Below are 23,283 nucleotides of genomic sequence, written 5' to 3'. Positions count from 1 at the left end.
TTCACCTGCGCGCGATCAGATCAGAACGCTGCGCGGCATCAGATTGGAATAACTGCGCGCGATCATTGGAATCCGCAGAGGCGGCCAAAGCGCCGAAGCCGTCATCGGCCGACGGGCTGCAGATTCGGCTGACCGACCGCAAACATTTCGGCGCCGTCCTTCTCTTCGCCACCGGCTCTGACGCCCACATCGAGCAGCTCCGAGCCTTGGCCGCCGAGAAGGGCATGCGATTGGAAGCCGACGGCCTGAAAAAGGGTCGCACCCTTGTCGCCCGCGAGGAGGCCGACATCTACCAGGCTCTCGGGCTGCCCTTCATCGATCCTGAGTTACGAGAGGGTCGCGGCGAGGTCGAACTGGCCCTGAAGGGTAAGTTGCCGAAGCTCGTCACTGACGAAGACCTCCGCGGAATCCTTCACTGCCATACCGATGCCTCGGACGGGACCGAGACCTTGGAGACAATGGCGAAAGCGACGTGCCAGCGCGGATTCGAGTATTTCGGGGTCGCCGACCATTCCAAGTCCGCCCACTATGCTGGTGGTCTCTCCGTGGAGGAGATCGCGCAGCAGCACCGGGAAGTCGACCGCCTGAACAAGCGCTTCAGCAAGGATTTCCGAATCCTGAAAGGCATCGAGTCCGATATTCTGGCGGACGGGTCGCTCGACTACGACGATGAGGTGCTTGAACATTTCGACTTCGTCGTCGCCAGCATTCACGGCCGTTTTAAGCTGGACCGCAAGGCGCAGACGCAGCGCCTACTTCGGGCGATCTCCGATCCTCATACCACCATCATCGGCCACATGACCGGACGGCAGTTGCAGCGGCGGCCGGGCTACGAAATCGACGTCGAGAAGGTGCTGCGGGCCTGCGCAAAGCATGACGTGGTCGTGGAGATCAACGCCCACCCATGGCGGCTCGACCTGGATTGGCGCTGGCACCGGGCGGCCCTAGAATTTGGCTGCATGCTAAGCATTAATCCGGACGCGCACTCGGTTCCAGAGCTGGACCATATGCACTGGGGAGTCGAGATGGCCCGCAAGGGCGGCATACCAGCGGACCGAGTCCTGAACGCGATGGATTTGTCTGAGATCACCCGATATCTTCGTCAGAAGCGACGCTTGCTTGCGCGAGTGGCCTGATCCGTCGTCAGTTCTATGCACGTCCGGGGATGAATCCGCACGCGACAAGGGCGTCAAGTCTCCGCCTCATCGAGAGGCCTGACGACGGTTCGTCTTCGGCTGCACATGCTATTCTCGTCAGCGACCTGAGGCGGCTTGGGGGCCAAATCGATCGACAACTCTTTTCCCAATCGGTCAGGGAGAGGAGGTGGATCTTCATCGCCGAAGGCGAAAGCGCTAAAATCCGGCGAAGCGCCGAGCAAGAACTCCAGCCATTTTTCCCTGGCCTTGACCGTCCGGTACAATCGCTCGTCGATCGTGCCGCGGATCACTGGGTAGATCACCTCAAGTTTCGTATTTGGATCGTCCATTCGTAGTCGGCTCGTAAGGGATCCCAATCGATCAATTCGCCCGATCCGCTGCTCGATCTGCGCAGGGTTCCAAGTCAAATCGTGATGGACGACCCTCCGGCAGTGCTTGTGCAAGTCGAGGCCCTCCTGCATGACCTCGTTCGCGATGAGGATCATCGGGTAAAGCGGTGTATTGAAAGCCTCGCGCAGCCGATCCCGGTGCTCTCCGTCTCGGGTATGCCGCGCGAAATCGGCGCTTTTGATCGGTCCGTCGAGGATGTCCGCTTGCTGTTGCTCCGTGCGTTCAACGAAATACGCAAGGAAGGTTCGAATGAGGCTTGACCAGCGGACGCCAGAGTCGGACTTCCAGAATTGAGGAAAATATTCAAGCAGGGCCGCCGATTCCACACTATCCGTCGGCATTCCAGCCCCTGCCGCGGCTGCCAGAAGGTCGGCGAAGAAGGGGACCTGTTTATAAGTCAAGTACCTTGCGAGCTGCTCGGCCACGGCGACCCTCTGAGGTAGGGGCAATTGCTCCAGCAGGTCGGATAAGGCGACCCAAAGCGAGCCCGCGCGACCGAGTACAGTTTCGGCCATCCGCTCTGTGATGCTCCAGCGGGCGCGTTCGCCAGTCCCGTCCTGCAGGAAATCCTCTTCGCCCGGGTCCGTCCCGCGGCGACTTTGCGTCGCTCTCAGGAGGGTTTCGATGTTCTCGCGCCTGTCGATTTCCGGACTTCTCCCTGGATTTCGGAGTCGGAGCACGGCGAGTTCGACGCAATACTTCGCCAACTGGTAGTCAATCCGTTCTGCGATTGTCTTTCCGGTCGTCTGCGTCCGAAGGATGGCGTTGGCTTCCTCCACGACTCGGCCAAGATCGTCGGACGCCGATTGGCCGAACGGCGCGTGTCCCAGGTAGGACTCACGGAGAGCGAGATAGAGCGCGTCCTGTGGCCGTCGGAAGCGGGCTTGCAACAGCGAATGGCGGCCGACGTGCCGCTTTTCGTCTCCCTCGCGCGAGTCGAAGATCTCGGCGGCTGCGGCACCCGGATAAACCCGGCGCCAACGCTCCAGGATGCGGCGCTCCCAGATGGCCTCGAGATCCTTGCGCAGTTGCGCCAGCGTTGCGACTCTCGAGCAGAAGATCAGCGTTTTCTCGCCCCTGTCTGCGGCGTCGAGTGCGTCCTCCACCGTAGCCATGAGTTTGGGATGTTCATGCTCGTCGTCGTCCACTTCATCGAGTATCTCACCCAACAGGGCTTTGTAGGGCATGGCCTCCGCAGGCATATGTTCTTGCTCCTCCCCAAGGAGGCTTCCCTGACGCGCCGCCGCGAAGGACGAAACCATGTTGATCTCGACGGCGGCCTTGTGTGTTGTGCGACCTCGCCGGAAAAGTTCGGCGATGTAGCGCTCGTAGATCAAGAAAGGGAGGGCGTTGGCACCCGACGGGGCCACAAGCATTCGTTTATGCCTCCGGTAGATGCGCTTGTCTTCGCGGAGGCTTCGTATCATCCATTCCCGAAAACCGGGCTCGATGGATTCGGCCTTTAGCTTCATCAGCGCGGCGAGTTGCTTAGTCACGATTTCCAGCGCCGGATCGTCGGTTGCGTTGAGCACGTCGGCGCCGGCATCGTAGGCAGCGCAGAAACGTGCAGCCGCCTCCCGATCCAGCGCAGACCAGCCTCGTTGGAATTCGTCGTATTGTCGTTGATAGTCGCTTACTGCTGCAAGCAGCATTTCGATGCGAGATTCTAAGTCTTCCGGAGCTTCTTTCGCACCAGAAAACAACGAAAAGATTTCTCGGAGTTCGGTGACGTCCAATTGAAACGGGGTCGCGGTAAGAAACAGGGCTTTCCGGAATCGGCGGTCAAACACGCTACGCATCGCCCTGGTGCGCAGAGATCCGGGATTCTTTAGCTTATGGGCTTCATCGACGATGAGGAGATCGATGTTAGGAAGCAGCTTTCCGCTCAGCACGAAACGGGCGCGATAAAGCGCTTGTTGCACGGCGTTTCGGTTTTCAAAGGCAGAAAGCTTCCCACTTTCGAAGAGATCGTCGAGCCCGGCCGCGCCCCCCGACTTGCCTCGTTGGAAGGCTGCGCGCAGATGCGGCTCCAGACGCTTTAGATCGATCATCCCGAGAAACTTCTCACGGGTCACATCGACCCGGTCGTGATCGCCATCCCTGAATCGCGCGAGGATCGCATTTGCCGTGTGGCCATGGACCTTCTTCCACCTGAAATAGAGCGATAATAGATAGGTCTGGTCGCCTGTCCCCCGGCCGCTTTGGAAGACCGTCACGGGTGCAACCACGATAGAATTCTTCTGGATTCCCTCTATTAGTTCGATGAGCGTGCCCGCTTTGCAGGCTGCGCCGCGAAAGTCGAACATCTCGCCGAAGCGATCAATTTCCGAGAACCACTTCTGGTTCAGGTCTGGACCCGGCGTGACGATCACGATCTTGCTGCGGGGGGCACGATGCTTGAATGCCGCAATTATTCCCAGTGCTTCGAACGTCTTTCCCATCCCGACCTCATCGGCCAAGAGGACTCCGGGGCGGTCGTCGAGCATGCCAAGCGCACGGATGACTGTGTCTTCCTGCCGTTCGATTTCGGAACTTGTAATCCCGTCGCGCTGCGCTCGCGCACCCAGCCGGAGAAATGCTCGCAGATCTTCACGTGTCATCGTGTTCACGCTGTCGTCTCCCCGTAGAAGCGGAGGACAATATCTTTCCAAGATCGCGTTCCGGCCGGCAAGCGGATAGCATTCATGTCCGACCAAACACGGGCCTTGAAAGCAGCCATTATCCGCTGCTTCTCATCAAGCTCTCGCGACTGCGGCAAGTTGATTTCCGCCAAGCTCCGGAGAAGTTCTGCCCCAAAAAACCACGCCTCCTGATGGGACATCGTCGATTGCTTTACTGCCTCCAGCATGCACAGCCATGCGGCCCCGATCCCTAGCGCGCCTTCAAGGCGCAGACGGAATGCTTGGACGGAGAGGTCGGTATCCGCAAGATCGTCAGCCGCGCACCACCAAGCCTTGAAGACATCTGTCGGGCTGAAGCCTTCCCCGAAAAGCAACGTCAGGCCGTCGTCGCTCTTGGAACTCCGACGCTCGGCAATCATCAACGTCCTTTCGGTACCAATGCGCCGGGACAAAAGCATCAGGAGTTCATCGAGCCCAACGCCGGCTCCTGAGGCGGTCACGGGCAGTTGGACGAGATCGGTCACGAGTATGGGCGCGGGATACTCTTTCCCGTCCACGTGAAGCACGACTTCGGCAGTCGACGGCTTGAGTGTGAAATCGTTGACGTGAACGGTTAAAGATGGCGGTACGGCGGAGGAAGCGATATCGCGGCCGTCGTATGATAGGCGCCATGGTGGAAGTTCTGTCGCCATCGGTGCCCATGAGACATGAAGCGTTTTGGCGCTCGGATCATGGCTGGCTTCGTCGATCGCGAGCGCGAAGTTCCGGTCCTTCGCAGGAAACTCTCTTTCCGCTGGAGTGCACGCCGAAGGCGGTACATGGACGAGGTCCGGAACGAAGTCGCGCAATTCAAAACGCCCCTCGATCGAGAAGGCGAGCCCGACTTCGACGTTACCGAGCCCCTTGCCCGATTGCAGGAGAAGCGCTCGTCGCGACATGTTGGGCGACCCCATCAAGATAAGAGTCGCGTCATCCGTACCGGACCGATATGCCACCGCCAACATCTTGGCATGCAGCGGCCGATGGGCGGCCCGCCCGTCGGCGATCCGGCTGGCAGGATGTAGCCAATAACGCACCTTCGAAAATCGCCTTGCTGCGTTCGCGATCGCTTGGCGAGGAGCGAAAACGAGCGGATCGGGCTGCATCCAGAACGTCCGGTCCTCGACTGATGCGATCGCCTCATCGAGGGGCATGCGCCTGCGCTGTCCCGCTCCATCGAGATAAAACATCGTGTTCCGCGTCAATTCGGTCGGAATGCGATATGCTAGAACGTCATCCCTATCATTACTCTTGAACGCCCAGATGCGGTTCAAGCCATTATTCAGATCTGTAGGCGCGGTGGGCTGGATTTGCGGGTTTTCCCATCGAAGGCCGACGTCGAGCGTCGACTCAGGGGCGATGCGTCCCGCGAACGCGCCGAAGACCGAACTCTCGTCCGGAACGCCAGCATTCTCCACATCGTCCGTCTCGTAGAACGGAGCCAACATTCCGACGGAGGTAACGAGAGCGTCAGCGGGGATGAGTGCGGCGAACTGATCCATGATGGGTCCGGTCGTGGAATCGAGCAATGCCAATCCGGCAGATGCAACTTTGGAAGGCGAGCGCGACTTTCTCCGAATTTCATCCCTGATGTGGTGGAGCTGCGTCCCGGACCGGCGGACCAGCGCCTCTATCCTTCCGAGATGCTGATCAAAGCCGTCCAATACCGACATGTCGGCGTCGCTTGCGTAGATAAGGTCGGTGCTCACGAAGAGCTCCGTGTTCTCGCCGAAGCCCGGTCGCGTTAGGTTGCCCGATCCAATGAGTAGCCGGGCGAAGTCGCGATAGAGGAGTAGGACAGATTTGGGATGGAAAACGACGTCGGAGACCTCAAGGAGGTCGTACGGTAAGCGGCGGCCGGCTCTACGCTCGCCCGCATCCACGATGACAGCGACTGGCGTCTCCTGTAACGCACGACGCGCTTCGTTATGGTAGCGTTCGACCTGCTCGACCGGGTCCGATGTCAACCGGAGAACTGCGCGTAGCACGTTCTCCTCGAAGAATGTCGGATCGAAGCTGTAGGAGGTGAATACCGCGCCCCGGCAACGTTCTTCGGCCGGAAGTCGATCGAGCACGCGACCGCTTTCGATCTTCATACGATTCTCCCCAGGTCGGAGAGCAGCCTTCGGACGACCCCAAATTTCAGGTCCGGAAACACGGTCGCATATCTGTACCCGCCGTAGTCGGCGATCTGAAGGAGAAGCTTTCCCTGTTGGTCCCGCAGCCAAGCACCGCCGCCTCTACGGGTCCGCTGTACCACGCGATGGTAGGCCAGGAGGTGATCGAGCGCACTGGACGAATCCGACGCGCCGGCCAGCTTTCCGATCAACGTGACGAAGTCCGGTCCGTGGAATTGCAGCTTTCTGAACCGTGCGACATCCGCGACCGAAAGCAGGTCTGCGCAGAGGGAACGTAGCCTTCCCATCTCGCCGCTTGGAAACGTCTCGACGGCGACATCTGCCGTGTCGGCTGTCCAACCGTGGTCGTGCACGTATCCATAAGCTCGGTTGAATCTACCGAGCACCTCCTTTGCCAATCTTCCGAAAGCGCGCGCAGCCTGCAGCTTGGCCGACACCCCGGCAGGGAGAGGGCCCCACCGTTCAGCGAGCATCCCGTCGATCAGCGTCTCGGCATCGATGACATCGTGCCCGCTCGCTTTTATCACTTGTTGTGCCAGAGGGAGGGTAGTTCCGTCCCTTGCTTCCTCGAATAGAGCGTCCCACAGCCGGTCCTGCTGCTGCGTCCGGCCGGACTCGCCCAACGCCGACAACCGAGACCGACGACCCAGTCCCTCGAGCGTAAGAGACCCGCTTGCACGGGCAATGAAGGTTTGGCTGAGATCCAAAGCTTCCAGCGCGTAGGCTTCGTAGAGCTTCGCGGAGCCCTGTTCAGACCAGAAGTTGTCGAGAATGGCGCGCGGTCTGTCCGTGACTCGTAGAGATCCCTCGCCGACCAGGCCATATCGTCGCAGCGACGACAGGTATGCGCCCAGACCGCCCAGTTCGCTCTGGCGAGATATGAGAGTGAAATCGAGAGGCAATGGCTTGTTACCCGGCGTCCAATGCCGTTTCGCCCCCAATATGCCTCTCATCGAGTCCGCATCGCCTAGAGGTATGTTACCCCTTCGATATTCCAGCGTCGCCAGAGCCCAGAATTTTTCCCAGCGTTCGAAAAGTCGAACACGTGTTTCGTCATCGCCGCGATAACCATATTCGCTCACGGCCTTATCGGCGAGATACAGGCCGTAGAGCACGACAGCATAGTTCTGCGCACGGTTAGTGCGCGTGGTGAGGTCTCGGAAAAGCCACAGCCCGACTTGCTGCCCGAGATAGTCTAGCGCAAGCGGATCCTCCGGCGTGAAGTCAGTATCTCCATCGGGGGGAGCAGCCCAAAAAAGGCCTTTAGGAGGAGACTTGAGGATGAGGAGGGACAAACAGCTAATCTCGCAGATCGTGTGATCAGAAGCTGACCAACGGTCAGGTTTGCGACGCACAGCATGCCGACGAATCGGTCTCAACTTCCCGAAACATCACCACGGGTATGTGGCGATCTGCAACCTCAGACTGGGCTGGCGCCGGACGACAGCTCCGGCGGTCGTCAGGGCGCGAAATCAACTTAGATGCTGCGGGCCGCTGCCAAGCAGGATGTTGCAGTCGAGACGGTCAATCGGCAGCTCCATCGTCGGTTGCAATCGCTTGATAAAACAAGAACGATCGCTCAATGTCCAAAAAGTATTGGAGACTCCTCCTGTCGGATCTTCAAAAAACAAAAGTGGGCCTTGAAGGAAGCCGTCATGCAATCGTACCTCTCCGCAGAAAGCACCTTTCTGCGAGCTTTCGGTAATCGGTGCTTACTCCTCCTTTTCTTGTGCGTCTTGTCCCGTACTGGATCAACGACCGGGAAGGCTTCCGTCCTGGGGCTCTCGATCGACGTCAGTCCGGGGATCATCGTCATACTTGGTCCGATCCTGGCATTTCTCTTTCTGATCTCGCTCAAGCTTGAGGCCGACAATCTGATGGCCGCTCGGCACGATCTTCTGAACCAGAATTTGAGAGCTCCTAAAATCCGGGTCGGGTGGTGGCTTTATGGATTGTTCGCTTTACCGACTGCCACCGCCGTATTTCTGTTTTGGCAGTATCTCACGAAGCTCGTCCCGGCCCCCACCGCGAGTACGCCTGGAGCCGATTGCAACACTTTTGATCGCTTTCGATATTTCGGAGACTTCGGGCTGGGCGGTTTCCCGACCAAATATTGTATCGACGACATCACAGCCGGAATGCCGTGGATATACCCACCCTTTCAAACGTACGGCTACATCCTCCTTATAGTGGGATGCGGGTATCTCACCTTTCTCCTTTGCCGCGATTGGTCCAAGTACCGCTGAATCATGCATGCGGCGCAAAAAATCGGTCGTTTTCCCGCCGCACCGGGCCGCTTGGAGACCTTCCGACGGAAGCGGTAAAAATCGCCCCTACGGGGTCCCCGAGACGACCACTGCTAACGGCGTCTCGGACAACACCGGCTTGAAGTTGTGTCCTAACACCAATTGGCCGGGCAGATCCGGTGCGAAAGAGAACGTCAAGGGCTTCAGCTTGTAAGTATAGTCTTTGAGCAGCTTTGGAATGAAGGGTGCGAGCCCGAGGGTCAGACCATTGATGAGGCCGGCGGCCACGGGACAAGCAAGCTCGAAGTTAATGTTCTGTAGCACGAGCGACAGTGGGCTCGGCTCGAAATGAAGCTTTATGGGAAGCTCATCTAGCCTGCCCCTGTACATCGGGTTGGACGCAGAAAAATCCCTCATCAAGGATACGCCGACGTTGACCGACTGAAGCGGGATCGTGGCATTTATATCCTTGTCCGCAGTCCACGCTACAGGGCAAAGGACGTGTCCGCCTAAATCGAGGGGCTCGAACTTGAAATGCGTGCTAAGTGCCGCCGATCCAGAGGCATCTAGCCGCAAGGCCAACTTGTCTAGAGCGTCGCTAAAGTGAACATCGCGGAAGCATAATTTCAGCGATCCGCTTCCCGAAATGCTGCCATCCACGTTGCCGATGTTGCCGGTACGATGCAGCGCATCAATGGCACCTTTTTCGGTTTCGCAGGCAAGCTTCTGACCGGTCTTTTCCGTTTCGCATTGGAGTTTATCTTGCGATTTCAGGCGTTCGCAATCAACCTTGTTCTCTTCCTTGATTCGCTCGCAATCCAGTTTCGCGCTGGATTTCCGGGCCTCGCAAACAAGTTTTGCCCCAGCGTTCGCCGTTGCCTTTGAGGCTTCGCAAGTCGGGTCATTTCCCCGCAGCGTGCAGCCCCCTGTAAACGGGTTTCGAATGAGGCAAGCGCTGCAGTCGCGGGCATCTTGGTTCGCGTCGCAGTTCTCAGTTGGCGTACAGTCTCGGGTCGGCGTGCAGTCTCGGGTAGGGGTGCAATCGCGCTTGGGCGTGCAGTCAATGCTAGAAGCGTCAGGGGTCGGGATCTTCGCCGAGAACGTCTCGGTTGGAATCGGTCCCGAGCCTTCAAGGCATGGTTGTGCCTGTGCGAATGCACTGTCGAGACTTCTCGCGATCAGCGCCTTGCTGACGGCAGCCCAAGCCCCCGACGGCGCATTTTGGATCCCCAAGCCGTCCTTTAGCAGCTTCTCGAAGGCCGTCTTGACGCCTTCGAACGAACCCTGCGTCGGTTGAGGCCGGGGCGCCACGCTGTCCGGCGGCACTAGTTCGGCGAATGCAATCACCTTGTCGCTATCGATCAGCCAAGCCACGGCTCCAAGCGCGAACGGGCTCTTAACCGGCTGCGCGGAGAGAGTGAGCTTCACGTCGGGCGCTTCTTTGAGATCCAGTCTAATCGGTCCCGCAAAATCGAAGCCATCCTGAAGGACTGCAGGAAGCGTAATGTCCATGAGGCGGCTTGCCGACACGACCGCGCTGACGTTGTCCGCGTAGCGATCGAGAATAAATGCGATGACGTTTGCCGCGGCGCTGACGTCGTACGTTCCTTTGACCAACAACTTGTCGATCCGAACTCGGCTGATGGCAGGCAGCAATTTGATGTTCAGGGCCCGCTGCGGGGTTTGCTTAAGCTCGACGGCGGCTGTAAGGAATATCTCTATTCCTCCCACGACGTGCGGCGTCAACGCGGACACCAAGTTGCGCTTGTCGGAGTCCGGCGTCAGATCTTCCGGAACGAGCGTTAAGTCGAAGTCGGCCGTCAATTGGAGAAGCTGCCGATCCGACTTGAGCGCGACCTTGGTTACGCCCTTCGACTTCAGCTGGTCGAGTGCGAACGTCTCGATCGTTTTAACGTCGACCCCGGCTGCAAGGTTCGCCGTTTTAAGCGCTCCGAGTGCGGACGTCGCGGAATCTATAGCGGCCTGACGCTGCTGTTCGGCGTTCACGGCAGGCCAATGGCGGTTGAGTTCGGTTCGTAGAGGATCGCCACGGAGAGAGTAGAACGCGATGGCTCCGGCGGCGATCAACAACAAGAACCCGATCGCAAATCGAGCCATGGCCCCCCCCTCCTACATTCCTAAAGAAATAAGACAAAAAACCAAGGATTGTGTTGTGACCGTAACACACGGACGAAGAGTTGAGCGCATTGTGTCGCAATTTATTTTCCGGCATGCTCATTTCGACCGCAGAGGCCGACTATTCGCAAGCGAAAGGATTGGGGACTTAATGGCGGTGCTTTGCGTACCGTAAGAATGTAACAACAATCCAAGAACCTCCGTGACGACTTCGTACTGGATGTGATAACCTTTCAACTGCAGCGCCCCTCAAGGGTGCCACACACAATTGGAGCCTTGGGCCGAAAACTCCAATAAAATCAATATTCGACGGGGTTATTGCAACAGTTCAATCCTGTCCAGCAGCACCATCCATGCCGTTGGGAGCACTGATTTTATTGGAATTCGGTCCTGAGTGCCACACAGAATCGAAATGGCTTCCCTAAGACGTCGCATGGACAAGCGTGCCAGATCGTTCGTTCCTCAGTTTCGGATTCGGACTCCAAAGAGCGTACTTGCGCAGTGGCGCGGCAAAAAAATCCTGTTTCACCTGTCGCGTCAGACTGAACCGGCCTGCATCAAGATCGTCTCGATTGGTGCGCATGTTGCGTTCAGCCTCGACACCAAAGATGAAGCTATTGCCGCAGCACGCGGACGCACTCGACCACATGCAACGCTTGCGTGATCGGAGAGGCCCGCCAGCGTGAACCGGCGGGCTCGTTTCCCACACCCCACGACCGGCTGTAACCCGCAGCCGCTCCGAGCCGTATCCGTTGCATGGTCTTCCCGGAAGCCCATTTCCTAGGCGTCGTCCGGGGGTGATCGAACATGCCGGAATACAGGGCGTACATCTTTGACGCAGACGGCCACGTTGCGCTTAGCATCGACCTAAACGTGGCGACCGAACAGGAGGCCAGAAAACGAGCTAAACAGCTCGTTGACGAATGTGTTGTCGAGCTTTGGGACGGACCTGTTCGAATAGCTAGGTTTGAACCGGAAGAGCCGGAAGAGTAAGGCCGAGAACATGCGCCCCCAAAAGATCATCCTCGGCGAAATGCGCGACATGGGCGTCCGAACATGGCGGTTGCGGCTCGTCGGTCCCGCCGGCCAGTGCAATATGGCGTCAGGTTCGTTGCATCGAAAAGGGCGTGAAGAGAAGGACGGGAACGGGACTACTTCATGTCGATGCGCACCCACCCCCAATTGGCGTACACCTCCACGCCAATTTTCGGACCGCGAAGCACCAGCACGACGCCGTTCTCATTTCGCAATCTCACCCAGCCAGCGCCAGCCCCGAGGGCAGCGCCAACGCCCAATCCAGTGTAGCTCCCCGCGAGATCGCTTGGAGTGCGAAGGTTGAAGGCACGACCTCCAAATTCGCTCGCCGAAACGCCGAGTGTGGTACCAACGGTCACGCTAGACGCTTCAAAGGGATACTGTTTACCGTGAAATGTCAGAATGCCTCGGCCAGCTCCAGCAGCGGTGATGAGCCCTCCTTTGCCGAAGATTACCCGCAGCGTACCGGTATCTGCTTGCGACGGAGCAGCGGCTGCGCTCCAAAGGACTAGGGTCACTATGGTGCAAAGGATTGAAGTACGAACGTAGGTCGTCATGCGGCATCCGCCCAACGCCAGCGCATTCGAAATCCCATTTCAAGCCTATCACTTTGATTTGGATCAATGCTCGTTCCTGTCGCTCTGATTCTGATTCGTCCTTTCTTCTCGACCGTTGCCTGGGGGCGAGCGTTGCGGGCCGCAAACGTGATCGTCCACCAATGAGAAAACGGGGGCAGTCGCGCGCCCTGGACCTTAGCTGCCGCCTGCGGCAACCGCGGCGCCGACGTTCGCCCACATTTCAACTGGAATGTCGAAGGACCGATCGGCGGGCGGCATGGGATATCGACAGCCCTAGCATGATGCGTTGGACGCTGATCAAGGTTAGACGCCTTAGCTCTTTTTCTTCTCCTCCAGAGATGGGGCCTTTGGTGTTATGTCCATTGGCGCGGGGCGTAACAAGGAGAGCGCGACCTTACGTATGTCGAAGGCATTCATGATCACTGTCGCCGCGACCAGCAGCGCAGCGCTGAAGATCGCAATGCCAAGACAGACACGCGCTGGGACTGAATACGAGTCGAAATGGGGTCGTTCGCATACCCCTGCCCTCTTGGCAAAACTCAAAAACTCAAATGAACGCATGCGCGAAGAGATAGGGCGAAGTGTCCCCAATTGCGAATTCGTCTTGCGTCCAGTAGTGTTCTGAGGAACCTATTGAACGGACTAGGTTCTTCCGGCGGCCTGCCGCTATGTCCGCTTTCGCACCGCTGTGAAGGGCATAGCAGACATCAAAAAGCGCACTGATGCACAGCGCCCCGATTCCTAGAGCAGGCCGTTCGGCGGCAACTTCCCTGCTGAGTCCTGAAACTCTGGGGCGCTCCGACTTTTCGGAACTTGCCTTTTCAGACGCCGAATATTCGTTTCCCTCAGGACAGCTTCAGATCGCGCCCCCCCGAACGACCCACAGCAAAGACATCCCAAGCATGAACACCGCGACTGGTAGCGCGATAGCGATGTATGAGGTCCTTTACAAGTTCATCACGGCCGAAAACTCGCCTGGATCGAATTGCGGCTCTGGCTTGCCATCCGCGCGCGGAAAGGCGTCCAAGTGGAGGCGTCGTGCTGTAGCTTGTCCCGGGTGATGTCTTCATCGCCGCCCTTTTGCGGCGGCTGAGCGGCGCGCGGGAATTGACGCGCCCGCCTTGGTCTTGATCGAGGACAAATCCCGCCGGTGGCGGGTTTGAGGCGGGCGGCATCGCCGGCAACATCTGCCACGTCATGACCCCGACAAAGAGAACCCAAAGGACGGAAGCGACTACTCACAAGCGGATGGGCTTGCTGTTGCGGCCTCTTTGACTTAGCGGTGGCTGCCGACCGATGAGGGACTCGTTGGCCTCGCAACTTTCCGTTGCTCTCGCCGATAATGTGCTGCGACACCAGACCTGCTTTTTCTGCGGTTGATGCGGCCAACGGCTGCTTTACTTCTTGCACTCGCCTCAACTTTGGACCTTCTGTCCCAAGGCTCCCACGGTCCGGCGCTAACACCGGGAGCTGCTAACGCCTCACTCTGATGAATGCACGTGAAGCTGCCACTGGTCGGGTGTCGTCTCGGTCTTCGCAAGCGTAGCCGTGGCAGGGACGATCTGCACGATCTTGAACCCTCGCAGCTTGAGTTCCGCGAGAAGGGTGGGAAGCGCTTCGACGGCCCGCTCATGGATGTCGTGAAGAACTAAGATACCTCGACCTTTGGCCTCTATCCCAGAGATCGCGCGGTTTGCGACTTCTGCGCCGCTTATCCTTTTCCAGTCATCCGCGGTAATGTCAGCGCTCCAAGTCATGAGACCGCGAGACGCCAACGCGGCCTCGGTAGTCATGGAAGTCAAAAAGCCGGGAACTCGAAAAAACGGAGCGACCTCATCTCGGCCGCCAAGGGCGGAGGCAACGGCATCGATGCCTTTATCAATCTCTGCGCCGGCTTCCACTTGGCTCATTTTGTTAAAGGTGAAGGGATGACGAAAGCTGTGCGTGCCCACCGTATGGCCCTCAGCACTGACCTTCTTGGCTTCAGCGGGGAACGTTTGCGCCATTTCACCAACCAAAAAGAACGTTGCTTTGACGCACTCAGCCGCAAGAATCGCGAGCACGCGATCCGTATAGCGGGGGGAGGGCCCGTCATCAAAGGTCAGAACTATTTCATGATCCGCGAGGGGCAGCGTTTCAGCATATTGCATCGAGCCAACGCGGGTGTGCTCCTTGGGGTCCACGACGATCGTTCTGCTCGTGCCAAGCGCATCGGACTTTTTAGGACACTCCGTTGCATAGGCCACCGGTCCGATCATCACCCATATAAGGGTCATGCCTGCTAGTACACCACTTCTGACGAGATCCATTCGCTCCTAACCCATCCCTCTTGATGGAGACGCTTCGCCAGCGCGAATACTGTTGCTTTCGCCCCTGTGCCTAACTCCCCGACTTCCCAGATGCTTCGCCGCATGGAGATCACGTCGATTATCTCGTAGACGCCCGGTACGTCAGCTTCACAACGAACGTCGTGCCGGACGTCTGGTGCGCATGCGCCAACGGGTCGTCTTACCCGCGCCGCACAGTCCTTCAAGTTCCATCAATCAATTAACAGCAATCCAGTGATAATCAGCATCGCGACTGCCGTACCGCCGTGTACGCCGAACGCGACGGTCCTGCTACCGCCTTGGCGCAACACGATCGCGGCGTCAGCGATAGGAATGAGGGTGGCGGCTAGCATGAACCAGCCAAGGACGTGTGCAGACCGTAACCTATAAGGATCGCGGCAAACAATCCCGATGCAATGTCACGAATGCGTTTAGCGGATAGATACGCTCGCAAATGCGGTTCGGCGCCAGCCGGTACGCCATAAGCCGCGGCTGCTGTTGATGGGGCCAACAGAAAGCGGCAGCCGTGTGCGCAGATGGCGTGATTCTGCTCAACCAAAAAGGTTATATGTCGATCTCGGTTCATGAAGATGAATGGAGCTCGATGAAATGTTTCGCATTTATGGCACAGGTAACCCTTGCGCGCCGGTCTCGCCGAGCGCACTCTTGCGGAGCGTTTTCACAAGAACTTACGGAGGGTGCGACCATGCCACGGGTCAAGCAAGCTTCGAAGCAGAAACGCACAACCAAAGCCGCCACCGTGAAGGTGCTAAGTGCCGCCGGACTGGGTCTTTCGCTGGCGAGTAGTGCATCCGCATCCACGATGCCCGCTGCCGCTATCCCGCAATCTTACAATACCTCGCCAAATCAGCGCTTCTTTCTTGGCGAAGAGGAAATGGCCGACGTCAGTCTGGCCACGTTCCATCTCTTCGATAGAGAAAACTTTGGCAGCGGCGTGCAGCTCGCGCGCGGGTGTGGTGGTTGCGGGTGCGGCCATGGTGGCGGGGGGTGCGGCGGCGCCCGAGGTTGTGGTGGTGGTGGCTTTGTTGGCGGCCGAGGTTGTGGTGGTGGCGGGTTTGTTGGCGGCCGAGGTTGCGGTGGTGGTGGGATTGTTGGCATCCGAGGTTGCGGTGGTGGCGGGTTCGTTGGCATCCGAGGTTGCGGTGGCTTCCGAGGTTGCCGTGGCTTCCGTGGTTGCGGTTGCGGCGGCTGCGGGTTCGACATCTGGTTCGATGACGATATCGGGTTCGATGGCTGGGGGTATGGCGGCTGGGGGCTCGGTGGTTGCGCGGGTTGCTGCGCATCCTGGGGGGCGTGCCGCTTGTGCTGAGTCCCACCAACCACTCTGCCTAAGCTGCGATCAGCTCTCGCTGGTCACGGGCTTAAGGTCGCCTTCGGGTCACTCGCGACTGAGCCGGGCAGTGCTCGCTACCAATCAACGTTCGCTTCGGTCCCAATATTTTTTGCACAGCCTGGGCCACTTCCGGACTCATGCACCGCGGCAAACAACACCTTTAGTGGATCGTATCGTCAGCGCTGGGGACGAGGGTTGGTGGGACCGCGAGGCCGAAGGCTCTCCCCGATTCGAGGTTGATGGGAAGATTGTAGTTAGGGCGGCTTGCGCGTCGACGATGGCCGCGAGCGTCATCGATCTGTGAATCCTCTCCGCAAGCGCTGGGCCCTTCAACGACTTTTCCGCATCGGAGGTTAGCCCTGCTTTGCGCAGACCCTCGATGAACCGCTCCCGATCGGCCGCTCGCGCGAACCGGCGTCTCGCCTCGGCCGCCGCAGCCGCAATTGCCGAGGGGTTGGACTCAATCGGCGACACGTGCCCCGAGTGTCCACCGCACTAGCCTCACCTTGCGACCATCGGGCTATCGTCGCCGTGGCAGGCCGCATCGCCGATACTTGCCCGGAGCGCGACTAAGCGGCCCGCACCGCTTCTGCCGAGATATCGTCGTCGCGCTTCTTGTTAATGAGATTCAACAGCCTAGCCGCCGCTCGAGCGTCGCATAGCGCGCGATGGTGTTCTTCGAGCTCGATGTCGTAGATCGCGCACAGCTTCCCGAGGCCGTACGATTTGTGTCCGGGATATCGACGACGCATTCCCACACAAGTGCAGAGCTTCGGAAAACGGAAACGCCGTTCGAGCCGTTCGTACTCGTACGACAGGAAGCCGTAGTCGAAGTTCACGTTGTGGGCGACGAAGATGCCGTCGGCCATGAATGCCATGAAACTGTCGGCTACTTCGTGGAACACCGGCGCATCCCGAACCATCTGGTTGGTGATGCCGGTCAGTTCGACGATCTTCGCGGGGATCGGCCGCTGCGGATTGACGAGCGAGTGCCACTCATCGACCACGTGATGGTTACGGACCTTGACCGCTCCAATTTCGGTGATGCGATCACCAGACGACCAGGCTCCCGTGGTCTCAATGTCGACGACCACGTAGTCCTGCTCCGGGTCGAACCGGTAGTCCACGCGGCCGATCTCGGCCGGGATGCCGGCGTTCTCCAGCTGGCGCAGGCGGGTAAGTTGGTTGCGGCGTATGGCGTCGCCTTCCGCCTTGACCTCGACGAAAGACACCTTGCCCTCGCGCACTTGCATCAGATCAGGGAAGCCGTCCCGCATGCCGCGGAAGTCTTCGCACATGGCCTGAACAATCTCGGCCAAGCCGTCCGCGCCGGTGCCTTCGAGCAAGGCACGCAGTGCGCCCATCTGCACGTGGTCCCAAGCGAAGACTCCATTGGGTCGGCCCCATCTAGCGGCGACGGTGCGCAAGACGATCGGAAGCCCATTACCGGATCTGACCTCCGCGAGCTTGCCGTCGATCTGCGAGGCGAACCGCCGATGGAAGGTCCGGTCGCGCAGGCAATGCGGGACCCAGTCGAAACCGCTGTGTAGCTGGCCTGACTCGAAAAGCTCATCCCAGAACAACAGCCCGAACAGCGTATGCCAAAGCGCGTTCTCCGCGAAGTAGACCTGCCCGCCCTGGCGCCGCAGCACGCCAGCGACCCCTGCCTCGGGATTACCGCGATGCGTGTCGTCGACGACGATCGTCCGACCCGATCTTAGCAACTCGGTGCACAGACCTGTCCGCCGTCCGCCGAACTTGCGCGCGTAGAAATCCGTCGCGAAGAGATGCTCGTCGTCGCTTTCGGGATCGTCGATCATGTCCCGCAGCAAATTCTCAGCCGCTTCCTTGTCGCCCTTCGCGTACAGCAACCGGACGAGGCGCTCGCGGCAATCGGCCGAGCCGCCAAAACGATAAAGCCGTTCGGCCAGATCCTCGTCGCCTTGCTTCTCGAAGAACTGCCCGACCTGGCACGCGGCGCGGGCTGCAAGGTCGGCGGCGTATTCGGTCGTCCGCGGGGGTCCGTCCAGGATCGCTGCAGCCTCCCGTTCGTAGATGTCGGCGGAACGGACCTCGATGCGGTCCAGCACTTGGCTGTAGTGAAAGCACGCATGAGCTTCGTCGGCGTCGGCAAAGCGAGCGCTGAACGACGTCTCCCTGTTCGTGCGCAGGATGCCGAGATCGCGCAGAGCGAAGTTCTTGAGGTCGTCGGCAGTTTTTCCGAAATAGAGGTACAACAAGAATTCGATCGGCCGCGTGTTATCGAGCGCTATGAAGCCGCCGGCCCCGCAATGTTTTGCCGCAAGATCGAACGGAATCGCGGCGACGAAGAAGTCGGCCAGCACCGGTTTCGACCATGAGGTGCGGACGTCGCGGCCGAACCCCGCTGCACGGGCACCGTCGAGAAGTGCGGTCTTCGGCAGGCAAAGTACGAAGGCGGAATAGTCCTCGGCACGCAGGCCGCGCGCATGGCCACAATCGATCAAGTCACGAGCCGCGATTTCGAGGTCGGTTATCTCGGGGTACTTGAAGAGCGTGCGATTGAAGATCGCCCCTCGTCGGTTGACCATCCGAATGAGGAGACATTGCGCATCCTTCGAAAGGCCGCGAAAGCGCGCGGTGAACGAACGATGCTCGTCGGTGAGGATCTCGCCATACGTCTTCTCCACGAACTGGAGCTTTTCGACGAAGTGGTCGAGATAGTAATAGACCGGCAAGGTGGTAGGCTTCATTGACGCGCGCCGGTTCCCATCGATGCTGGTCGATGAATCTGTTCTCTGACCAGCCAAATACGGTTTTATCGTTCCTATTTTGTTCCAACAACTCTATTTGTCAAGGCGGAGCAACGGGACGACTTACCTGGCAGCCGAGAGCTTCGCTTGGCTGCACCTGACGCGGCGGGGCCTATCCGACGTCAAGATCGTGGACGACTGCTTTCAGTCCGTTGGACGTGACTTCGAGGATCGCAAGCGTGATCGGTAGCTTGAAGCGTCGGCGCCCGGCACTGCCGGGATTCACGTAGAGCAAGCCGTCGACGGTACCGATCTTCGGCATATGGGAGTGGCCGGAAACAATGACATCGATGCCCTGAGCTACGGGGTCGATCTGCAGACTGTTGAGATCGTGCAGAACGTAGAACAACCGTCCGGCAAGCCGCACTAACTCGGTTTCGGCAAATTCGGTTGCCCACTCGCCGGTGTCCACGTTTCCTCTGATCGCCGTGACGGGGGCAATTCTCCGCAGCGCGATGATGATCTCCGGATCACCGATGTCGCCGCCGTGAATGATGTGGTCGACTTGGGCCAGCAAGCGAAGAGCCTCCGGCCTAAGCAGGCCGTGCGTATCCGAGATGATGCCGATCGTGAAGTTCATCGCGGCGTCCGGTCGAAGCATGGTCGCCTCCTGACTTGGACGAGTTGCCGGTGCCGCCGCGGGTGTCCGCGGCGGCGTTGGTGCTGGAGTCTCAGGCCGATCAGGCCGCCTTGGATTCGATCTGCTTGACATTGCCCGAGGTCGCACCGCTGATATCGATGCGGCGCGGCTTCATCGCCTCGGGAATCTCCCGCTGCAGGTCGATGATCAGCAGACCGTTCTCGAACCGGGCGCCCTTGACCTCGACGTGATCAGCTAGGGTGAACTGCCGCTTGAAGTTGCGGGCCGAGATGCCGCGATGCAGGAAGGTCTTCTCCTCCTTCTCGGCCTTGTGGCCTTCCAGCGTCAGCACGTTCTGCTCGACCGTGAGCGCGACCTCGTCCTGGGAGAAGCCGGCGAGCGCAACCGAGATCTGGAAGCGATTCTCGTCGAGACGTTCGATGTTATAGGGGGGATAGGTCTCTTCGGCGGTCCGCTGGACCTCGTCGAGAACGTCGAAAAGGCGGTCGAAACCGATGGTCGACCTCCACAGGGGAGTCCAATCATACCTCATAGCCAAATCCTCCTCAGAGCAAGATGGTACGAGCCGGCACCGGACACCTGACCGGCGCCCGCCTTGCAGGGCCCCTAAGGCACCCCGACCGCGTCTGCGGCGACAAAAAAATTTGGAAGCCGCGAAAAAGTTTCAAGGGGCGACGTGAATTTTTCGCAAGTAAATTGGTAAACGATTTGCCGGTGGCTCAGGACGACAGCTCGACGCTCAAAAGGTCGTCGGGTTCGAGCTTGATCTCGTCTGGCGCAGCGACGGCCACTCACCGCCACATCGTGGGCGCCTCTTGGAGCGCCCTTCGGCCTACCTGCATCAAGCTGTCGGGCGCCGTTTCGCCCTGCCTGGCTGCCTCGAGGATCTTCGCGGCCACGTGCGTCCGAGTGCCGGTTTCGAACCGCGACACGGTTTGACAGACATCGTCGAGGACCGCGCGCAGCAGCGCGGTGATCTGGGTGTCGAACATGGAAGAACGCCCCTAACTCAGTGGACGAGAAGGATAACCGAGCCCGGGCGTCCGCGGATTCAAGAAGGTTAAGACGCAGGGCGAAATCCGGCAGGGTCGGCGGAAAGTTCGTCGCTATTCCTTGGCCCGGCGCAACGCGGCCTGCAGCTTCTCGCGCTCCCTTTCCCAGCGCGCGTACTCGGCATCGGATCGCTTGTCGAGGGCGGCGCGCTCGGCTTCGATCTCGGCCACCCTCGCCTCGTGCTCCCGTCTCGCCTTCTCGAGCGCCGCCTGGGCCTTGGCGACCGCCTTCTCGCGCCGTGCCCGCTCCCTCTCGCGAGCGGCTTCCGCCCTGCGGCGCTCGGCCTCTTGCCGGCGTTGCTCCTTCTCGAATGCGATCGCGGCCTTGCGGGCCGCCTTGTCGTCGAGCTTGCCCGGCCGCTTCGCGGGTTTGCCGTGACGCCATCTGGGCCGGTTGGCGCCGCCTTCACGGGCAAGATCGGTTGGCAGCTCGGCATGCTCGGGGAAGGGGCCGCTGGAGCCGACGGGACGCCACAGCACGACGGCCGGGCTCTCCATTGTGGCTGAGACGATGTCCGGATCGTCCGTCTCGTGCGCGACGCCTTGATGGAAGAGGTTGCTTTGCGCGCCCGCGGCCTCGAGCGCCGCCTTCATGGAAGGCGCTGCGATCGCAAGATCGTAGAAGCCCAGCGAGGTCTGAAACGTCTTGAGCTTCCTAGCCACGAAGCACGTGCAGGTTCGCAGCTCCCTACCGCCGACGGGCGATCCAGACTCCGAGCAGAAACGCGACAAAGAGCGACTGCAACGGAGCCTTCACGGTCAGCTTGCGCAACTGGTCGGCCCAGCGCAGCGCGGCGTCCGGCGGAGGCGAGTGGGTGCGTCGACGGCTTCCTTCCACTTCGGTCTTGGCGTCCGGCCTTGCTCCGGAAGCCTGCTCGATGTCGCCATCCTCGTTCGTTAGCCCGGAGGCTTCTGTCATTGCCGAGGCTTCCCTCATGTCCATGCGAATCCTCCTATTCGTCTTTTAGCGGAGCAACCGGGCGCCGGACTGACTGGTTCCTACGCTGTCGCTCCGGAGGGCCTGAACTAAGCCGACCTCCGCTGCAACCTGGCCGCCGACTTCTTCGCCGCCGCCTCTTTCGGCTTCTTGCCCTCGATCGGCATCAGCACTTCCTTCTGGCCGGCCGCCGCCTTGCGCGACTTCTTGGCGGGCTTACCCGCCTGCCGGCACGCGCTCCCGACCGACGCTCTGCCGCAGCGCCTCCTTCAGATCCACCACGTTTTCGCCTTTGGGCCGCTCCTTCGGGCGGATGATCCAGAAGCTCGCTCGCAGTTCAAATTTAAGCCGTTCGCGAGCTCGTTCTTGCGTTCGGCGGAACCTTCCCGCCCGACGCAGGTTCGCCACAAGTTCCCGGCGACACACTTGAAGTCCCCAACCAGCCTTTCGTTCACCTAGGGTTCGCTGATGCCACCGTCCGATCCAGCTAGAAGTTCTCACGATCGCCGCCAACGAAGGCTGTTGATCGTGTTGGCTCTGGGGTTCGTCGCCTTCGGCGCTGCAGCGGCTGCCCTGTTCTACCTCCTGCAGCCCGAGACCCTCCGGATCGCCGTCGGCCCCTCGGGTAGCGAAGACCACCAGGTGGTCCAGACGATGGCCGAGGCTTTCGAGGAGGAAAGCAGGACCGTCAGGCTCTCGCCCGTCACGACCGGCGGAGCGGCCGAATCCCTGGCTTTGCTAGGCGCCGGCAAAGCCGACCTGGCGGTCGGCCGCGGCGACCTTGCCATGCCGGCCGACGCGCAGACACTGGCCGTCCTGCGGAAGAACTACGTGGTCCTATGGTCGCCCTCCGGGCGCAAGGATTCCAGGAAAAAGGCAGCGAGTAAGATCGGAGAGATCGCCGATCTGGCCGGTCATAAGGTCGGCATCATCGGAAGGACGGGCGCCAACGTCGCACTCCTGCGGACAATTCTAGAGGGCTCAGGCGTGCAGCCCGACAAGGTTGCCACGGCTCAATTCGGGACCGATGAGATCGAGAAGCTCGCTAAAGACGTCACCCTCGACGCGTACCTCGCCGTCGGTCCGCTCGACAGCAAGATCACGACCGACGCCATCGCCACGACGTCCCGAGCGCGCGGAGCGCCGAAGTTTCTCCCGATCGAAGCGTCCGAGGCCATCGCCCTGAGGCACCCTCGGTACGAAGCCGAAGAGATCCCCGGCAGCGTCTTCAACGCGAACCCGGCCTGGCCTGAGGACAAGGTCGACACCATCAGCGTCAACCATCTCATCCTTGCCAGAAAAGAATTGTCCGAAGCCAAAGCCGCGGCCTTCTACCGGCAGCTTTTCGCGGTACGCGACACCATAAGCCAACGTGTCGCCGGCGCCGCGCACATCACAAAACCAGAAACCGAGAAGGAGGCGGAGCCCTCCGTGCACCGTGGCGCGGCTGCGGTCATCAACGGGACCGAGCGGACGTTTCTGGACAAGTACAGCGACTATTTCTGGTTCGCGTTGCTTCTTCTTTCCGGCATCGGTTCGGCCGCCGCCTGGCTGCGTCGCTATCTCAATAGGGACGAACGGGACGACAACACCAGCCAGCGCAACCGCATCCTTGCCGTGGTCTCTGAGGTTCGCGGTGCCGGGTCCGAACAGGACCTCATGAGGTCGCAGCGCGAAGTCGACGCGATCATCGCCGAAGCGATCAAGTGCTACGACGATGGAGCGCTCGAACAAGAGGACTTGGCCGCATTCGGCTTAGTCCTTGAACTGTTCGATCATGCCGTCGCCCAAAGGCGGGCGGCGCTGCAGAGCGGTCCGGCCGACGAATCTCGCACGCCGGGTCCAACTCTTGCCTCCAGACGATAGCGCCCGCCGCACTA

General features: G+C 59.8%; 16 protein-coding genes and 2 pseudogenes. 4 read left to right on the top strand and 14 right to left on the bottom strand.

The features are described 5' to 3' along the window. Positions 1–1,136 (top strand): PHP domain-containing protein (locus SO156_RS39280; RefSeq protein ID WP_498538517.1); only part of this gene is annotated, 1,136 nt, incomplete at its 5' end. 53 nt (positions 1,137–1,189) lie between these two features. Here SO156_RS39280 and SO156_RS39275 read toward each other — a convergent pair. The 3 genes from SO156_RS39275 to SO156_RS39265 are packed head-to-tail and all read right to left on the bottom strand — an operon-like array spanning position 1,190 to position 7,640. Next, complete coding sequence (locus SO156_RS39275; protein WP_498538519.1) at positions 1,190–4,147, bottom strand: SNF2-related protein; 2,958 nt, start codon at positions 4,145–4,147, stop codon at positions 1,190–1,192. A gap of 5 nt (positions 4,148–4,152) precedes the next feature. Next, on the bottom strand, positions 4,153–6,303 hold the full coding sequence (locus SO156_RS39270) for a phospholipase D family protein (RefSeq protein ID WP_498538516.1): 2,151 nt from the start codon (positions 6,301–6,303) through the stop codon (positions 4,153–4,155). Continuing rightward, the gene (locus SO156_RS39265; protein WP_498538515.1) at positions 6,300–7,640 is read right to left on the bottom strand and encodes a hypothetical protein; all 1,341 of its coding nucleotides are present in this window, start codon (positions 7,638–7,640) and stop codon (positions 6,300–6,302) included. The genes SO156_RS39270 and SO156_RS39265 overlap by 4 nt, the downstream gene beginning before the upstream one ends. Before the next feature lie 186 nt (positions 7,641–7,826). On the opposite strand from SO156_RS39265, the gene SO156_RS39260 reads away from it, so the two are divergent. Next, the gene (locus SO156_RS39260; protein WP_498538514.1) at positions 7,827–8,591 is read left to right on the top strand and encodes a hypothetical protein; all 765 of its coding nucleotides are present in this window, start codon (positions 7,827–7,829) and stop codon (positions 8,589–8,591) included. An 87-nt stretch (positions 8,592–8,678) separates the two neighbouring features. Here the strand turns inward: SO156_RS39260 and SO156_RS39255 are convergent, their stop codons facing one another. After that, the gene (locus tag SO156_RS39255; RefSeq protein WP_498538513.1) at positions 8,679–10,709 is read right to left on the bottom strand and encodes a hypothetical protein; all 2,031 of its coding nucleotides are present in this window, start codon (positions 10,707–10,709) and stop codon (positions 8,679–8,681) included. Positions 10,710–11,160: 451 nt separating this feature from the next. Between SO156_RS39255 and SO156_RS39250 the strand changes: the two genes are divergently transcribed. Beyond that, complete coding sequence (locus tag SO156_RS39250; protein WP_498538512.1) at positions 11,161–11,391, top strand: hypothetical protein; 231 nt, start codon at positions 11,161–11,163, stop codon at positions 11,389–11,391. 487 nt (positions 11,392–11,878) lie between these two features. Here the strand turns inward: SO156_RS39250 and SO156_RS39245 are convergent, their stop codons facing one another. From SO156_RS39245 to SO156_RS39200, 10 genes and pseudogenes are all read right to left on the bottom strand, one after another. After that, complete coding sequence (locus SO156_RS39245) at positions 11,879–12,319, bottom strand: hypothetical protein (protein ID WP_498538511.1); 441 nt, start codon at positions 12,317–12,319, stop codon at positions 11,879–11,881. A gap of 1,502 nt (positions 12,320–13,821) precedes the next feature. Continuing rightward, positions 13,822–14,649: a polysaccharide deacetylase family protein gene (locus SO156_RS39240; protein ID WP_498538510.1), complete on the bottom strand. Its 828-nt coding sequence runs from the start codon at positions 14,647–14,649 to the stop codon at positions 13,822–13,824. A 230-nt stretch (positions 14,650–14,879) separates the two neighbouring features. Next, a pseudogene (locus SO156_RS39235) lies at positions 14,880–15,253 on the bottom strand (DUF4267 domain-containing protein). 1,337 nt (positions 15,254–16,590) lie between these two features. Then, entirely contained in the window at positions 16,591–18,753 is a 2,163-nt protein-coding gene (locus tag SO156_RS39230; protein ID WP_498538509.1) for an exonuclease domain-containing protein, read from the bottom strand. Positions 18,754–18,925: 172 nt separating this feature from the next. Further along, on the bottom strand, positions 18,926–19,393 hold the full coding sequence (locus tag SO156_RS39225; RefSeq protein WP_498538508.1) for a metallophosphoesterase family protein: 468 nt from the start codon (positions 19,391–19,393) through the stop codon (positions 18,926–18,928). Between the two features lie 100 nt (positions 19,394–19,493). Then, positions 19,494–19,946, bottom strand: coding sequence for an Hsp20 family protein (locus tag SO156_RS39220; RefSeq protein WP_498538507.1), 453 nt, complete (start codon positions 19,944–19,946; stop codon positions 19,494–19,496). Positions 19,947–20,205: 259 nt separating this feature from the next. Next, positions 20,206–20,406, bottom strand: a complete 201-nt coding sequence (locus SO156_RS39215) for a hypothetical protein (RefSeq protein WP_498538506.1) — start codon at positions 20,404–20,406, stop codon at positions 20,206–20,208. A gap of 114 nt (positions 20,407–20,520) precedes the next feature. Then, positions 20,521–21,129: a cell envelope biogenesis protein TolA gene (locus SO156_RS39210; protein ID WP_498538505.1), complete on the bottom strand. Its 609-nt coding sequence runs from the start codon at positions 21,127–21,129 to the stop codon at positions 20,521–20,523. Positions 21,130–21,154: 25 nt separating this feature from the next. Next, a complete protein-coding gene (locus SO156_RS39205; RefSeq protein WP_498538504.1) occupies positions 21,155–21,409 on the bottom strand; it encodes a hypothetical protein in 255 nt (84 codons plus the stop codon). An 83-nt stretch (positions 21,410–21,492) separates the two neighbouring features. Further along, a pseudogene (locus SO156_RS39200) lies at positions 21,493–21,718 on the bottom strand (non-homologous end joining protein Ku); the annotation flags it as partial. A gap of 153 nt (positions 21,719–21,871) precedes the next feature. Here SO156_RS39200 and SO156_RS39195 point away from each other — a divergent pair. Further along, on the top strand, positions 21,872–23,269 hold the full coding sequence (locus tag SO156_RS39195) for a TAXI family TRAP transporter solute-binding subunit (protein WP_498538503.1): 1,398 nt from the start codon (positions 21,872–21,874) through the stop codon (positions 23,267–23,269). Positions 23,270–23,283 lie beyond the last annotated feature (14 nt).

The organism is Bradyrhizobium sp. UFLA05-125, from assembly GCF_059803515.1.
The sequence above is the reverse complement of the archived record's forward strand: the minus strand, read 5'-3'. Positions and strand labels throughout refer to the sequence as shown.